We start from the raw sequence: 15,652 nt of genomic DNA, 5'->3' as shown, positions 1-15,652 counted from the left end.
TATCCATCTCCCGCGCTTTTATTAGTTGGACGCCACGTCCGGCCTGATCCAAGAATAAGCCATGCCTGACAGGCCAGTCGCAACGCTGCCATCGCTGTTAGCTGGCGCGCTAGACTGAGCCTGTTGTCCAAAAACGATAAAGCACAGGAGATACCCTCATGGGCCGCCTGCTACTCAATTGCGACATCGGCGAAAGCTTCGGTGCCTGGACCATGGGCCTTGATGCCCAGGTCATGCCGTTCATTGATTGTGCCAACGTCGCCTGTGGCTTCCACGCCGGTGATCCCAGTGTGATGCGCAAGACGGTTAGCCTGGCGCTGGCCAATGAGGTGATGATCGGCGCACATCCGGCCTATCCGGACCTTGTAGGCTTTGGCCGCCGCTCCATGGCGTGCAGCCCTGAAGAAATTCAGGACCTCCTGCATTACCAGATCGGTGCGCTGGATGGCGTGTGTCGTGCTCAAGGCGGCCGCGTGCGCTACGTCAAACCCCATGGCGCGATGTACAACGACATGATGGCCAATCCCGCCCAACTGCGTGCTGTCATCGAGGGCATTGCTCGCTATGACGCGCAGTTACCCTTGATGCTGCTGGCCATGCGAGACAACAGTCGTGCCCAGGCGCTGGCCGACGAGTTCGGTGTCGAGTTGTGGTTCGAAGCTTTTGCTGACCGCGGTTACGAGCCTGACGGCAGCCTGATGTCCCGTAGGCTACCCAACGCCGTGCACCATGATGCTGAAGTCATTGTGGCCCAGGCCATGACCTTTGCACGTGGCGAGGCTTTGATTGCCAGTGATGGCAGCGAGCTTCCTCTCAAGCCCAATACCTTGTGCGTACACGGCGACAACGCCAGTTCGGTTGCCGCAGTGCAGCGTATTCGTCAGTCTCTGGACGAGCTGCCAGGCGTATGAAGTTGCGTATTGAAGTGGTCGCAATCGACTGTCTGATGGTGCGTCTTTTCGATGCTATCGACGAAGCCAACATGCCATGGATGCTGGCTGCTACCGCGCGGTTGCGTGAGCAGTTTGCCGGGCATCTGGTAGAGCTGGTGCCTTCATACACGACTTTGATGGTGCAGTACGATTTGTCGGGCCTTAATCCGTCCCAGGCTCGTGAGTTGATCCATCTTGCGCTACACGACCTGGCACCGGACTCGTCGGTGACCGGTCAGCACCATGTATTGCCCGTCTGGTATGACCTGAGTGTCGGTCCTGAACTGAGCTTGTTGTCCAGACGCAGCGGCCTTGAAATCAGCGAGGTCATCCGTCGTCACAGCGAACGCCAGTATCAGGTGTTTGCGCTCGGGTTCGCGCCGGGTTTTGCGTTCATGGGGCTGGTCGAGGAAGTCCTTGCTGCGCCTCGTTTGAACACACCGCGCAAGCGCGTTGCTGCGGGCAGTGTCGGGATCGCCGAGCGGCAGACTGCCGCCTACCCGGTGGTGTCCCCCGGTGGCTGGAACCTGATCGGCCGCACGTGCAGCAAATTGTTTGATCGTCAGCGAGACGGCTACAGCCTGATGCAACCCGGTGACACGGTCAGCTTTTCAGCCATTGATCGCGCCGAATTCGTACGCCTGGGTGGCGATGACACGCCGCTGGAGGTACAGCCATGAGCGCGCTATTGGTCGAAAGCAGTACCCCGTTGTGTCTGTTGCAGGATGCTGGCCGCTTTGGCGTTCGTCACCTGGGCGTCACTCAGGGCGGGGCGCTGGATTGGGTGTCGATGTCCTGGGCCAATCGGTTGCTGGACAACCCTCTGGATGCAGCCGTTATCGAAGTGACCCTGGGTGGCCTGACTGTGTTGGCCGAAGAGGATTGCTGTCTGGCGCTGGCCGGTGCCGATCTGGGTGCCATGCTCGATGATCGCCCCGTTTCGCCATGGCGCAGTTTCTTCATGAGCAAAGGCCAGCGTCTACGGTTTACCCAGCCGCACCTGGGGGCGCGTGCTTATCTGGCGGCACCGGGCGGGTTTGATGCACCCAAGGTGCTGGGTAGTTGCTCCAGCGTTGGTCGTGAGGAGCTGGGCGGGCTGGATGGTCTGGGTAAAGCGCTGGAGAAGGGCGATCGGCTGAGTTACTCGGGTACCGCGTTTTTACTGGGTGCACTGACACCACAGCAAATCCCTGACTTCAACGACAATGCGCCGCTGGAAATCGTGCTCGGTGCGCAAGCCAGCGAGTTCAGCGGTCAAAGCCTGTTTGACGTGTTCAACAGCGACTGGACGCTGGACAGTCGCGCAGACCGCATGGGTATCCGCTTGCTTGGCACGCCGCTGGTGTATCAAGGCGCTCCGATGATTTCTGAAGGCATTCCGCTGGGTGCGGTGCAAGTACCACCGGATGGTCAGCCCATCGTGTTGCTTAACGATCGGCAAACCATCGGCGGCTACCCACGGCTCGGTGCCCTGACACCGCTGTCGCTGGCGCGCCTGGCGCAACGGTTGCCCGGCAGCGCCGTAAGGCTCAAACCGATTGTGCAGACCACCGCGCATGAGCAGCATGTGGCGTATTTGCGCAAATTTGGGTAGGTCCTTTGTCTGGATTGAACCCAATCCTGTAGGAGCTCACCGAGGTTACGAGGCCAGCGATAGCGGTTTGCCTGACACACCGCCATCGCTGGCCTCGTAACCTCGGCGAGCTACTACAGGGTCGATATTTGCTTCGCGGGCCGCAAGGTGATTTTGACGTGGGACCGGCGTCAACACGCTACTTCGCCAGATACCGCATCCCTTCTTCCAGCCCGCGCAGTGTCAGCGGGTACATCTGATCCTCGATCAAATCCCGCACGATGTTGGTTGACGTTGTATAAGCCCAGGCGTCTTTGGGGTAGGGGTTTATCCAGATGAGTTTCTTGAACTTGGCGGTAAAACGCTGCATCCACAAATAGCCAGGCTCTTCATTCCAGTGTTCAACGCTGCCGCCTGCCTGGGTGATTTCATAGGGCGCCATAGAGGCATCACCGATGAAGATCACTTTGTAGTCCGCGCCGTATTTATGCAGCAAGTCCTGTGTCGAGAAACGTTCCGAGCCGCGGCGCATATTGTTCTTCCAAACAGACTCATAGATGAAGTTGTGGAAGTAGAAGTACTCCAGATGCTTGAACTCGGTTTTGCAGGCCGAGAACAGTTCCTCGCAGACTTTGACGTGGGCGTCCATCGAGCCGCCGATGTCGAACAGCAGCAACAGCTTGATGGTGTTGCGCCGTTCCGGGCGCATCTGGATATTCAGCAGGCCAGCATCGCGAGCGGTGTGGTCGATGGTGCCGTCGATGTCCAGTTCTTCCGCCGCACCCTGACGGGCGAATTTGCGCAGGCGACGCAGGGCGACCTTGATATTGCGTGTGCCGAGTTCCACTTGATCATCCAGGTTCTTGTATTCCCGCTGATCCCAGACCTTGACCGCTTTGCCTTTACGCTCGCCAGCGTCGCCGACCCGAATGCCTTCCGGGTTATAGCCGCCTGAGCCAAACGGACTGGTGCCACCGGTGCCGATCCATTTGTTGCCACCGGCATGGCGTTCCTTTTGCTCTTCCAGGCGTTTCTTGAATTCTTCGATCAGCTTGTCGAGTCCGCCCAGTGACTGGATTTGCGCGCGTTCTTCATCCGTCAGTGAGCGCTCGAACTCCTTGCGCAGCCAGTCTTCGGGGATCAGCGCCTTGAGATGATCGTCGAGTTTCTCCAGACCATTGAAATAGGCGCTGAACGCTCGGTCAAACTTGTCGAAATGCCGCTCGTCCTTGACCAGAATCGTCCTGGCAAGGAAATAGAACTCGTCCATGTCGGCGAAAGTGACCCGCTGTTTCAGCGCGTTGATCAGGTCCAGCAGTTCGCGTACCGAGACCGGGACCTTGGCGGCGCGCATTTCATTGAACAGATTAAGGAGCATGGTCTCTCCGGAATCAGCGGTTGCCGCGACGGCTCATGAACGCCAGACGCTCAAGCAGTTGTACGTCCTGTTCATTTTTGACCAGTGCCCCGGCCAGCGGCGGTATGGCCTTGGTCGGATCACGCTCGCGCAGCACAGCCTCACCGATGTTGTCGGCCATCAGCAGCTTCAGCCAGTCCACCAGTTCCGACGTAGAGGGCTTTTTCTTCAGGCCTGGCACTTTGCGCACGTCGAAGAACACGTCCAGCGCTTCGCTGACCAAGTCCTTCTTTATATCCGGGTAATGCACGTCGACAATCTGCTGCAGTGTCGCGCGATCCGGGAAGGCGATGTAGTGGAAGAAGCAGCGGCGCAGGAAGGCGTCCGGCAGCTCTTTTTCATTGTTGGAGGTAATGATGATGATCGGTCGGACCTTGGCCTTGATGGTCTCGTCGATCTCGTAAACGTAGAACTCCATCTTGTCGAGTTCTTGCAGCAGGTCGTTGGGGAATTCGATGTCGGCCTTGTCGATTTCATCGATCAGCAGAATGACTCGCTCCTCGGCCTCGAAAGCTTCCCAAAGCTTGCCTTTCTTCAGGTAGTTACGCACGTCGTGGACTTTGTCCACGCCCAGTTGCGAATCCCGCAGGCGGCTGACCGCATCGTATTCGTAGAGGCCTTGATGGGCCTTGGTCGTGGACTTGATGTGCCAGGTGATCAATTTGGCGCTGAAGGATTCTGCCAGCTGTTCGGCGAGCATGGTCTTACCGGTACCGGGTTCGCCCTTGACCAGCAATGGGCGCTCCAGGGTAATGGCCGCGTTGACCGCCAGCTTGAGATCGTCGGTGGCGACATAAGCGCGGGTGCCTTCAAACTTCATCGGTAAATCCTCGGTAAACAATGCGCGGACTATAGCGCGAGGCCTTGGCGACTGTGAATGTGGACCAGATATTCATTGATTGAATGGCGGGGTCGGTGCGCGTCCCCAAGGACCGGCTCAAGCCGGTCCTGCGGGCGTCATCCCTTGCTGTTGTCATACCGCGCGTTGAACGCCTGCACAAAGGCATTCCTCAGGATCTGCAAAAACGCCTGAAACGCGCTGACATTCTGTTTGTGTACGCTTCCGCTCAGCTCAACCCGAGTAGCAAACTGGTTTTCGCTCTGGTTCTTGAGCACGGTTTCACCGCCGCCGACGACAGCCTCCCAGATAGAGCGGAAAAAGCCTTTATTCTGGTTTTCGACATCCTGCTTCCAGTTGAAAACTTCAACATCGCGCAGCAGCGGTTTGATGTAACCACTCAGCTGGCCTTTATTCGCCTGAGCCTCAATCACAAGATCACCTTGCCCGGCATTGAAGTCGAAGTTGCCATAGGCGGATGCAAAGTCGTTCAGGCGCTTGAGCTGGATGCCGGTGGCACGCAGGCGTAAGTCAAAATCCTCGAAGTTGGTGAACGGATCGAAGGTCGCGGACGCTTCCATTTTGGCGTGACCTTCGAGCAGCGCCTTGCCTTCGAAGCGGGCATCCCGATTGCCCTTCACGTCCTCGACATTCGTCAGGTTGTAGAGACTGGCGTTGAGCGCGTCGGCCTCGATCTTCACTTTCGGCGTCGTGCTGAAATTGTTGAAGGTGATCTTGCCATCATTGATCCGGACTTCGTTAAGCGTAATCGGCAGCAGCTTGTTGATTTGTTCTTGCCAATCGGTGCCCTGACCTGTCTGTGACGCCTGCTTGTTGTTGCCGCCGTCGACAAAGTTGATCTCCGGCTGAGCGAATATCATCTCGGCGACCACCGCATGGTCGTACCAGAGATGTTTCCAGCTCACGGCCAGATCGATGACCGGGACTTTGACGAAGGGTACAGGCACCTTGCCGTCCACCTTGACGATGTTCAGCCCGTTGATTCTGTAAGCGCCGCGCCACAATGCCAGATCGACATCCATGACCTGACCGCGGTAATCGCCCATGTCGGCGAGCTTGTCATTGAGGTAGTTGCGGACCATGTAGGGCAGGGCGATATGCACTGCAATCAACAGCACGACTATCCCGGCCAGGGTCCAGAGTGGCCAGCTATAACGACGTTTCATGGCGTGGGTCTCAGGTTGCGATGAGTTGTTGACTCTCTGCGCTGTCATCCGTTCGCTGTGACTGGACGCATGCAGGTCATGAGGCATAGGCTTTGATTTTTCCGACCACTGCTGAACGTGCACAAGGACACCACCATGAGCCGTATCTACGCTGACAACGCCCACTCCATCGGTAACACTCCACTGGTGCAAATCAACCGCATCGCACCCCGTGGGGTCACGATTCTGGCCAAGATCGAGGGCCGTAATCCGGGCTACTCGGTGAAATGCCGGATCGGCGCCAATATGATCTGGGACGCTGAAAGCAAGGGCAAACTCAAGCCCGGCATGACCATTGTCGAGCCAACCTCCGGCAACACCGGTATCGGCCTCGCATTTGTCGCTGCAGCCCGGGGCTACAAGCTAATGCTGACCATGCCGGCATCCATGAGCATCGAGCGTCGTAAAGTCCTCAAGGCATTGGGTGCCGAACTGGTCCTGACCGAGCCAGCCAAAGGCATGAAAGGCGCTATCGAGAAAGCCGAAGAGCTGCTGGCCAGCGATCCTGAAAAATTCTTCATGCCAGCCCAGTTCGAGAACCCGGCGAACCCGGCGATTCATGAAAAAACCACTGGCCCGGAAATCTGGAACGACACCGACGGCGCTGTTGATGTGCTGGTCGCGGGTGTTGGCACCGGCGGCACAATCACCGGGGTTTCCCGCTACATCAAAAACACCGCAGGTAAACCGATTCTGTCTGTTGCCGTGGAGCCTCTGGTTTCGCCGATCATTACTCAGGCATTGGCGGGGGAAGAGATCAAGCCAAGCCCGCACAAGATTCAGGGCATCGGCGCTGGCTTCATTCCGAAGAACCTTGACCTGTCGCTTGTCGACCGGGTGGAACTGGTCAGTGACGATGAAGCCAAAGCCATGGCTCTGCGCCTGATGCAGGAAGAGGGCATCCTGTGCGGTATCTCGTGTGGTGCCGCCATGGCGGCCGCGGTACGCATGGCCGAAACCCCGGAAATGCAGGGCAAGACCATCGTCGTGATTCTGCCGGATTCGGGTGAGCGCTACCTGTCGAGCATGCTCTTCAGTGACCTGTTTACCGACCAGGAGCTGCAGCAGTAAGGTCTGGTTTGCGCTCCGCTGCTTCTTGTCAGGTCGGCGAGGGTTTATGATGCGCGGCTGGCGAACCATCCAGATGATGGTTCGCCTTCACGCACAATCACCACGACAAGATGTACAGCGGTAAGCAAGGAGAGTTAGATGACGTTTTCATTGGCCGCCAAGGTGTCGATTCTGATGCTCTTCGTGTGCAGCACGCTGTATGTGCATTTGCGTGGCAAGGCGCGGTTGCCGCTGTTGCGTCAGTTCGTCAATCATTCGGCGTTGTTCGCTCCTTATAACGCCCTGATGTACCTGTTTTCCCGCGTACCGTCCAAGCCGTATCTGGACCGCAGTGCGTTCCCCGAGCTGGATGTGCTCAAGAATAACTGGCAGACCATTCGCGAAGAAGCCATGCATCTTTTCGATGAAGGCTACATTCGCGCTGCCGAGAAAAATAACGATGCCGGCTTCGGCTCGTTCTTCAAGAAAGGCTGGAAGCGTTTTTACCTGAAGTGGTACGACAAAGCTCTGCCATCCGCAGAAGCGCTGTGCCCAAAGACCGTGGCGCTGGTCAACTCGATTCCCAATGTCAAAGGCGCAATGTTCGCCCTGTTGCCGGGGGACAGCCACCTCAACCCGCATCGCGACCCGTTTGCCGGTTCACTTCGCTATCACCTGGGGCTGTCGACGCCCAACTCTGACGATTGCCGGATCTACGTCGATGGTCAGGTATATGCCTGGCGCGATGGTGAAGACGTCATGTTCGACGAAACCTATGTGCATTGGGTCAAGAACGAGACTGACGTCACTCGCGTGATTCTGTTCTGTGACATTGAGCGGCCGTTGCGAACTCGCGTCATGACCCGCATCAACCGTTGGGTCAGCGCGTTCCTGGGCCGTGCCACTGCGCCTCAGAACACTGACGACGAACGCGTGGGCGGGATCAACCAGGCCTATGCCTGGAGCAAGCGTTTCAGCGATACCTTCAGCGGCAAGGTCAAGCAATTCAAACGCAGCAACCCCAAGGCCTATCGAGTGCTGCGCCCGGTGCTGGCGGTGGTGGTTCTGGCGCTGTTGGGATATTGGTTGTTTGGGTGAGTGTGACAAAGGATTGCTAGCGACATAAATCCCTGTGGGAGCGGTGCTTGCCCGCGAAAAGGCTGGACGCGGTTCACTTCAGATCGCGTCCAGCCTTATCGCGGGCAAGCACCGCTCCCACAGGGGAATTGCAATCTCCTACGAGATAAGTGTCAGCTTCTCTCTTTCACCACAGCGGCAGGCCGCAGTACCAGCCACAGCGACGCTGCAATCAGCAAGCCACCATAGATGTGCGCCATCGACAGCGGCTCATCCAGAAGTAACGCTCCCCATAACACGCCAAACGGCGGGATCATGAAGGTCACCGTCATGGAGCTGAGCGGCCCGATGCTGGTCATCAGGCGGAAATACAGAATGTAGGCGAACGCCGTGCACACAAGGCCCAGTCCCAGTAACGATACCCAGACACTGACCCCGCCCCAGCTGGCAGGCGGGTCGGTCAGGACTCGATAGCCGAAAAACGGCAACAGCAACAAGGTTGCGCCGAGCATGCTGCCCAGCGCTGAAAGGCGACTGTCCAGGCCGCCCTGCTGGTCCAGCCAGCGACGAGTCAGAAACCCGGCAAATGCATAGCAAGTCGTTGCCAGCAAGCAGGCGAGGGCACCCATCAGCAGTTCCAGATTGAATTCCACAGGGCCTGCGCGAGTCAGAATGCCGACCCCGACCAGTCCCAGAAACACGCCGATGATCTTCACGGCCGAGAGTTTCTCGCTGAAGAACAGGCCGCCCACCAGCACGCCCATCAGTGGTGTCGTTGCATTGAATATTGATGAGTAACCGGCAGGCAGCGTTTGCGCGGCGATCGAGTAAAGCGTTGCCGGCAGCCCCGAGTTGATCACCCCCAGTAACATGCAGGTCTTGAGCTTGCCGCGAAAATCCAGGCGCACGCGCATCAGCAGGAAAATGACCAGCAGGCCAGCGGCGGCAATGGATACGCGGAAGAATGCCGTCGGCACGCTGCCGAGCACCGGCGCAATGATGCGCATAAACAGAAAGCTTGCACCCCAGATGGCGGCGAGCACCAACAGGTTGACGATATCGGCAGGTTTCATGAAAGGTCCTTCTTGGCAGAAGGGCGGCAGTTTTACCGGGAGATGCAATATCTTGCAATGATTTGTGAGGGTGTTGTTTCGTATGCGGACTACGCGACGACTTTTTATTCAAACGTCTTTATCAGCTCATCGTACGACTGTTGATATCTCAGCAGCAGTTCGGGTTTTCTTGTTTACGCATGACGTTCGTCGTTTACATTCAGTGCAACAGTGAATTATCCCTGTTTGATATTTAACTTTTTTTAAAGCCTGCCGAAACAGCGGCTATAGACAGTCCATCAGCTAATACCGCTGTCTAGTGACTTTGTTTTAACGCCAATCTATTGGCTGTTGCTTCTCGATGCCCCGTGGTTCAAGGGCTTCAGCGCGTATGGGGCGATATGAAACAACACGCAACGCTGCTGCATATCGAATGGAGCCCTATCAGTCGTAACCCATTCGTCATGAAAAGAGAGTGACAGTTATCTGTTTTTGGATCCGATTCTGTTGCTGGATTTTATTAAAAACTATCGCACCCCAAAAGACCGGTCTGTGATTGAGAGGAAGTGTCGTAATGACTTTGAAGTTTCGTCATAAAATTCTGCTGGCGGCCTCGATCATCGTGGTATTGGCGTTTGCCCTGTTCACTTTGTATAACGATTATCTGCAGCGCAATACCATCACCAAAAACCTTGAAAACTCAGTGACCCAGGCCGGTGAGCTGACAGCGACCGGCATTCAGAGCTGGTTGAGCGGACGCATTCTGGTTCTGGAAAACCTCGGGCAGAACGTCGCGCGGCAGGGCACTAAAAGTGATCTGGGTGGCCTTGTCGGCCAACCGTCGCTGACGTCGACGTTTCAGTTCACCTACATCGGTGATGCTGATGGCGTTTTCACGCAACGGCCTGACGCTGAAATGCCGGCTGGTTACGACCCGCGTAAACGCCCTTGGTACACCTCCACGGTGACGGCCGACAAAACCATCATCAGCGCACCTTATCTGGCCTCGGTGGGTGGGTTGGTGGTGACTGTTGCCAGTCCGATCAAAATTGACGGCAAGGTAGCGGGCGTGGCGGGCGGCGATTTGAGCCTGGAAACCCTGGTCAAAATCGTTAACTCGGTAGAGTTCGGTGGCCTTGGGCATGCCTTTCTGGTCAGCGGTGACGGTCAGGTCATCGTTAGCCCGGACAAAGACCAGGTGATGAAAAACCTCAAGGACATCTATCCAGGCCAAACCCTGACGCTCGACAAGAAATTGCGTGAGGTCACCCTCAATGGCCAGCAACGCTTGCTGTCGTTCACACCGATCAGTGGCCTGCCGGGTGCCGATTGGTACATCGGTCTGTCAATTGACCGGGATAAAGCCTATGCACCATTGAGCGAATTCCGTACTTCGGCGCTCATCGCCATGGTTGTCGCGGTGCTGGTGATTGCGTTGTTGCTGAGTCTGCTGATCAGCGCGCTGATGCGTCCATTGACTGCGATGGGCCGCGCCATGCAGGACATTGCCCGGGGCGAGGGCGACTTGACCCGCCGCTTGAGCATTCAGGGCAAGGATGAGTTTGCCGAGCTGGGTGGTTCTTTCAACCAGTTCGTCGAGCGCGTGCATGCGTCCATCATCGAGGTCTCCTCGGCGACACTGCTGGTTCATGACCTGTCGCAACGCGTGGAACAATCGTCCAACTCCTCGATTCTGGGTTTTGACGAGCAAAGCGCACGTACCAACAGCGTGGCCGCCGCGATCAACGAGCTGGGCGCTGCCACACAGGAGATCGCCCGCAACGCGTCGGACGCTTCCACTCAGGCCAGTCAGGCTCGCGAGCAGGCGGAAGACAGTCGCGCAGTGGTAGAAAAAACCATCCAGGCCATGACCAGTCTATCCTCCAAGATCAGTGATTCCTGCACGCAGATTGAAACCCTGAACACCAGCACTGAAAACATCGGGCAGATTCTCGACGTCATCAAAGGCATTTCTCAGCAGACCAACCTGTTGGCGCTCAACGCCGCAATTGAAGCTGCGCGCGCGGGTGAAGCCGGTCGTGGTTTTGCGGTAGTCGCTGATGAAGTGCGTAATCTGGCGCACCGGACTCAAGAGTCTGCCGATCAGGTGCACAAGATGATCGGCGAGTTGCAGCAGGGTTCTCATGATGCGGTCGAGAACATGAACCAGAGTCAGGCCAGCAGCCGCGACAGTGTTGACGTCGCCAACCAGGCGGGCACCCGACTGACCAGCGTCACCCAGCGCATCAGTGAGATCGATGGCATGAACCAGTCAGTGGCGGCTGCCACCGAAGAGCAGACCGCCGTGGTGGAAACACTCAACGTCGACATCAGCCAGATCAACATGCTCAACCAGCAGGGCGTCGCCAACCTTAACGAAACCCTGTCCGACTGCGCCGCGCTGTCGCAGCAGGCAGGGCGTTTGAAGCAACTGGTGGCAAGCTTCAAGATCTGACCGGTCTATCGGTGATATCAGCGAAGGCCAGCGAGCATTGCAGCTCCTGGCCTTTTTTTACCGCAATTGAAAGCACGATTCATGTCAGTGAGCGCTCGACGTACTGCGTGTTCTGTCAACCGCTCAGTTTGACTCGTAATCCGGAAGCTCCACCTTCTGCGAATCACGAAGGAATAGATTGGCGAAGGTTTTTCGTATCATCGGCCTGGCTGCAGTGCGCATTGCGCCCCTGAGTAACCTCAGCCCTGCACGGGTGTGAGGCCAGAGCATACGTGGAACAATCTTCGGAACGCCTTGGCCTTCTTTCACGAATGGCCGCATGACCCGCTCGTACGCCGCCATAGCGGATGGAAGATCCTCTGTTCTCGACAACTCGCCTGCCAGTACGTATCCCCCGACAATCGCGAGTGTAGTGCCGATCCCGGACAAAGGAGTCGCGCACCAGGCAGCATCGCCAGTAAGGACAATGCGACCCTCAGACCATCGGTCCATCCTGACCTGTCGAAGCACATCAAAATAGAAATCATCTGTCTTGAACATACCGTCGAGAATGCGCGGGAAGTGCCATCCTGCATTCGCGAATCTTTCCTGCAGGAACTGCTTCTGGCGCTCGGCGCCCCATTGGTTTTCACCTTCGGGCTTCTTCTGCATCCCCATGTAGACATGGACAGTGTTTTCCCGGCCGGGCTTTAGCGTTGCACCAATGCCGCCAACCGTATTGTATTGACGGGCAAACACTCCATCCTCGGACGTCTTCGGGATTGCGAAGTAGGCGATTGTTATATCCATCCACTTCGGCTTGTTCTCACCCGGGAAAATCATTTCGCGGGTGGGTGACCCGACCCCTTCTGCAACGATTACGAGATCGTAGCGATCGCTTGGGCCGTTCTGGAAGTGAACGGTGACACCTGATGCATCCTGTTCCAGCGCCTTGATGGTCTCGTTGAAGCGATAAGTTGCCCGCTGACTCGCTGGTTCGTAAATCATCCTGGCGATGTCGCCGCGCATTATTTCCAGCTCGGCTGTCGGCCCGTCACCCATGTCCTCGACTGCAAACCGCGCGATGGTGTTGTCATGCTGGTCTACCCAGTCTGTGCCTGCCTCGCCGGTGGTCAGGTCGAGAGCTGCTTGCTCCAGCCCCATCTTTTGCAAGACCTGACGACCAGCGCCACGCACGTCGACGTTCTGGCCGCCATCACGAAACAGAGAAGCTTTTTCAATGACGGTCACATCAAAACCATGGCGGGAAAGCCACCAGGCTGTGGTGTTGCCTGCAACACTTGCCCCACTGATGAGGATTCTTCTGGACATGCGGATTCTCCTGTAATCCGCACTTTATATCACGCGTGATATAAATAAACATCATGCGTGATATTAAACGCTACTCCTCCAGATTGCCGATGAAGCGTTGGAGCAGCGCCACGAAAACCGTAGCCTCTTCTGAACTGAAGCCTTCCAGCCCACGTGCATTGGTGTCGAGCAAAACCTGTTTTCCCAATGCTGCTACTTCCTGACCTTGCGCTGTGATGCTCACATTTGCAGCACGCTTGTTTGTGGCAACAACGGAACGCTGGATGAGGCCTGCAGCTTCGAGCTTGTCCAGAGTCGCAACCATTGCGGGCTGTTTGACGGCAGACGCTTTCACAAGGTCGCGCTGAAGCATGGGACCGCGCCAGGCAAGCCACAATAAAGGGCCGAGTAGAGTCAACGAGATACCGTGTTGCCGCAAGGCGGCGTCAGTCGCGCGGTTGAACACGCGTTCCGCGTGATTGGCGAGATAGCCCGGAGCGACGGCGGCTTCCGGGTGGATGTCTTTATCATTCTTCATCGGAACATTTTGTCGGATTTTGAAAGGTTCCACTACCTGTCGCTGGGGATTCGCATCAACGGCGTCGCCCGGTCAGCCTGATCCACGCCTGATCAGGCTCTCCTCGTCCGACAAACCTTTGATTTTCTGGCGTAATCCCGGACAATCGCGCCCCTCTTTTCTGAGGGGACGCGAAACTGCCCAGTTTTTCTGACGCGTCCCTGCCATGTTGTATTAACCGGCACGGAGATTCGACCGGATGAATGATCAGGCCAATAGCGTCGAACAGCGTTTCGATGCAGCCGCTACACCGATTGCGGCGTGGAGTCGTCATGACACCACCTGGATGCTCGGGTTGTTCGGCACCGCCATCGGCGCAGGTACGTTGTTCTTGCCCATCAACGCAGGTATTGGCGGCTTCTGGCCGTTGCTGGCCCTGGCGTTGCTGGCGTTTCCGATGACCTACTATGCGCACCGCGGTCTGACCCGCTTCGTGCTCTCCGGTCGTGACGGTGCGGACATTACGGAAGTCGTTGAGGAGCATTTCGGCAAAAGCGCCGGCACGCTGATCACCGCGCTGTACTTCTTTGCAATCTTCCCGATTCTGCTGATTTACAGCGTGGCGCTGACCAACACCGTCGGCAGCTTCCTTGAGCACCAACTGCACATTCAACCGCCGCCACGTGCCTTGCTGGCATTTGTGCTGATTCTTGGCTTGCTGGCAGTGGTGCGCTGTGGCGAACGGTTCATCGTCAAGGCCATGAGCCTGATGGTCTACCCGTTCATCGTGGCCTTGCTGTTCCTGGCGGTGTTCCTGATTCCGCACTGGAATGGCGGCATTCTCAGCACAGCCACCACGCTGCCGGAGCCTTCGGCATTCCTGCATACCTTCTGGCTGGCGATTCCGGTGATGGTGTTTTCCTTCAACCATTCGCCGATCATTTCTGCGTTTGCTGTTGATCAGAAGCGCATGTATGGCGCTCAGGCTGAAGGTCGCAGTTCGCAGATCCTTGCGCGTGCTCACGGCTTGATGGTGATCATGGTGATGTTCTTCGTATTCAGTTGCGTGCTGACCCTGTCACCGGCACAGCTGGCTGAAGCCAAGACCCAGAACATCTCGATCCTGTCGTACCTGGCTAACCACTTCAGCAACCCGACCATCGCGTTTGTCGCGCCGCTGATTGCCTTCGTGGCGATTGCCAAATCGTTCCTGGGTCACTACATCGGTGCCAGTGAAGGTTTGAAAGGTATTGTGGTGAGGACCGGTCTGCGTCCAGCACCCAAAGCCCTCGACCGTCTGACTGCCGCCCTGATGTTGGTGGTGTGCTGGGCCGTTGCCACGCTTAACCCGAGCATCCTTGGCATGATCGAAACCCTGGGCGGGCCGATCATTACCGCGTTGCTGTTCCTGATGCCGATGTACGCCATCCACAAAGTCCCGGCCATGCGTCAGTACGCAGGCAAGGCATCCAACGTGTTTGTGGTGATTGTAGGTGTGGTGTCGATGCTGGCGCTGGTTTATTCATTGATGCAGTGATCTTTGACCAGGTAATACACAGTCTCAAATTGAAACGCGATCCCCTGTGGGAGCTGAGCTTGCTCGCGATAAGGCTGGACGCGATCTAAAGTGAACCGCGTCCAGCCTTATCGCGAGCAAGCTCAGCTCCCACAGGATGTCTGTTTGCCTCAATGCAGTGTCAGTCAGGGGACTAGTCACTGCGCCGGGTAGTCCGCCACTACCTGCTCTTCACCCGAAGCGGTCAGGCCAATGATCTGGTGAGCGCTTCTGCGATTCCCCGACTCCATACCTGGCGAGCCCATCGGCATGCCGGGTGCGGCGACGCCGATCAGGTCTTTCCGGGCCATGAGCTCACGAATCTCTGAAACCGGCACATGACCTTCGACGAACTTGCCGTTGATCACGCCGGTGTGACATGAGCCCAGTTTCTCGGGCACGCCGAGTTTTTCCTTCACGGCACTCATGTTGTCTTCGGGATGATCATTCACGGTAAAACCGTTTTCCTTGAGGTACGCCATCCACTTGGTGCAGCAACCGCAATTCGGATCGCGGTGCACGTCAATGGTTTGTGGCGCGGCGTGCAGCAGAGTGCTGAAGCCGAGGAGGGCGACCAGGCTGGCCTGTTTGATCTTCGAAAGCGTCATGAGAGATGTGCTCAAGGATGTTCAAAGGGCAAAGGCTACACGGGTTGTCAGGGCCAGAAAAC

Annotated in this window: 14 protein-coding genes and 1 pseudogene; 8 read left to right on the top strand and 7 right to left on the bottom strand. The window is 57.0% G+C overall.

Annotated features, from left to right (window positions below):
• Window positions 1–158 precede the first annotated feature (158 nt).
• The 3 genes from ABRP31_RS19760 to ABRP31_RS19750 are packed head-to-tail and all read left to right on the top strand — an operon-like array spanning window position 159 to window position 2,526.
• The gene (locus ABRP31_RS19760; RefSeq protein ID WP_349970192.1) at window positions 159–911 is read left to right on the top strand and encodes a 5-oxoprolinase subunit PxpA; all 753 of its coding nucleotides are present in this window, start codon (window positions 159–161) and stop codon (window positions 909–911) included.
• Window positions 908–1,612, top strand: a complete 705-nt coding sequence (locus ABRP31_RS19755; protein WP_087265385.1) for an allophanate hydrolase subunit 1 — start codon at window positions 908–910, stop codon at window positions 1,610–1,612. Before ABRP31_RS19760 ends, ABRP31_RS19755 begins: the two co-directional genes overlap by 4 nt.
• Window positions 1,609–2,526, top strand: coding sequence for a biotin-dependent carboxyltransferase family protein (locus tag ABRP31_RS19750; RefSeq protein WP_349970191.1), 918 nt, complete (start codon window positions 1,609–1,611; stop codon window positions 2,524–2,526). The genes ABRP31_RS19755 and ABRP31_RS19750 overlap by 4 nt, the downstream gene beginning before the upstream one ends.
• A 178-nt stretch (window positions 2,527–2,704) precedes the next feature.
• Here ABRP31_RS19750 and ABRP31_RS19745 read toward each other — a convergent pair whose 3' ends face one another.
• The 3 genes from ABRP31_RS19745 to ABRP31_RS19735 all read right to left on the bottom strand — a co-directional run bounded on the left by ABRP31_RS19745 (window position 2,705) and on the right by ABRP31_RS19735 (window position 5,947).
• The gene (locus ABRP31_RS19745) at window positions 2,705–3,883 is read right to left on the bottom strand and encodes a VWA domain-containing protein (protein WP_087265387.1); all 1,179 of its coding nucleotides are present in this window, start codon (window positions 3,881–3,883) and stop codon (window positions 2,705–2,707) included.
• 13 nt (window positions 3,884–3,896) lie between these two features.
• Complete coding sequence (locus ABRP31_RS19740; protein ID WP_349970190.1) at window positions 3,897–4,742, bottom strand: MoxR family ATPase; 846 nt, start codon at window positions 4,740–4,742, stop codon at window positions 3,897–3,899.
• Between the two features lie 137 nt (window positions 4,743–4,879).
• Entirely contained in the window at window positions 4,880–5,947 is a 1,068-nt protein-coding gene (locus ABRP31_RS19735; protein ID WP_349970189.1) for a DUF748 domain-containing protein, read from the bottom strand.
• A 135-nt stretch (window positions 5,948–6,082) separates the two neighbouring features.
• On the opposite strand from ABRP31_RS19735, the gene cysK reads away from it, so the two are divergent.
• Entirely contained in the window at window positions 6,083–7,057 is a 975-nt protein-coding gene (cysK, locus tag ABRP31_RS19730) for a cysteine synthase A (RefSeq protein ID WP_087265390.1), read from the top strand.
• Between the two features lie 138 nt (window positions 7,058–7,195).
• Window positions 7,196–8,134 (top strand): aspartyl/asparaginyl beta-hydroxylase domain-containing protein, encoded by a 939-nt coding sequence (locus tag ABRP31_RS19725; RefSeq protein ID WP_087265391.1) that lies wholly within the window; start codon window positions 7,196–7,198, stop codon window positions 8,132–8,134.
• 152 nt (window positions 8,135–8,286) lie between these two features.
• On the opposite strand, the gene ABRP31_RS19720 is transcribed toward ABRP31_RS19725, so the two are convergent.
• Window positions 8,287–9,186, bottom strand: coding sequence for a DMT family transporter (locus ABRP31_RS19720; RefSeq protein WP_349970187.1), 900 nt, complete (start codon window positions 9,184–9,186; stop codon window positions 8,287–8,289).
• 553 nt (window positions 9,187–9,739) lie between these two features.
• Between ABRP31_RS19720 and ABRP31_RS19715 the strand changes: the two are divergent.
• Together ABRP31_RS19715 and ABRP31_RS19710 are read left to right on the top strand one after the other, a co-directional pair.
• A pseudogene (locus ABRP31_RS19715) lies at window positions 9,740–10,714 on the top strand (cache domain-containing protein); the annotation flags it as partial.
• A gap of 54 nt (window positions 10,715–10,768) precedes the next feature.
• Window positions 10,769–11,620 carry a methyl-accepting chemotaxis protein gene (locus ABRP31_RS19710; protein ID WP_372489457.1) on the top strand — a complete coding sequence of 284 codons (852 nt, stop codon included), beginning with the start codon at window positions 10,769–10,771 and terminating at the stop codon, window positions 11,618–11,620.
• A 123-nt stretch (window positions 11,621–11,743) separates the two neighbouring features.
• Here ABRP31_RS19710 and ABRP31_RS19705 read toward each other — a convergent pair whose 3' ends face one another.
• Entirely contained in the window at window positions 11,744–12,931 is a 1,188-nt protein-coding gene (locus ABRP31_RS19705) for an FAD-dependent monooxygenase (RefSeq protein ID WP_349970185.1), read from the bottom strand.
• Between the two features lie 70 nt (window positions 12,932–13,001).
• Window positions 13,002–13,481, bottom strand: a complete 480-nt coding sequence (locus ABRP31_RS19700; RefSeq protein ID WP_349970184.1) for a MarR family winged helix-turn-helix transcriptional regulator — start codon at window positions 13,479–13,481, stop codon at window positions 13,002–13,004.
• A gap of 205 nt (window positions 13,482–13,686) precedes the next feature.
• Between ABRP31_RS19700 and ABRP31_RS19695 the strand changes: the two genes are divergently transcribed.
• A complete protein-coding gene (locus ABRP31_RS19695) occupies window positions 13,687–14,964 on the top strand; it encodes an aromatic amino acid transport family protein (RefSeq protein ID WP_349970183.1) in 1,278 nt (425 codons plus the stop codon).
• 176 nt (window positions 14,965–15,140) lie between these two features.
• On the opposite strand, the gene ABRP31_RS19690 is transcribed toward ABRP31_RS19695, so the two are convergent.
• Complete coding sequence (locus ABRP31_RS19690; RefSeq protein WP_349972041.1) at window positions 15,141–15,590, bottom strand: DUF411 domain-containing protein; 450 nt, start codon at window positions 15,588–15,590, stop codon at window positions 15,141–15,143.
• Window positions 15,591–15,652: the final 62 nt, after the last annotated feature.

Source organism: Pseudomonas caspiana (assembly GCF_040224095.2).
GTDB lineage: Bacteria > Pseudomonadota > Gammaproteobacteria > Pseudomonadales > Pseudomonadaceae > Aquipseudomonas > Aquipseudomonas caspiana.
The sequence above is the reverse complement of the archived record's forward strand: the minus strand, read 5'-3'. Positions and strand labels throughout refer to the sequence as shown.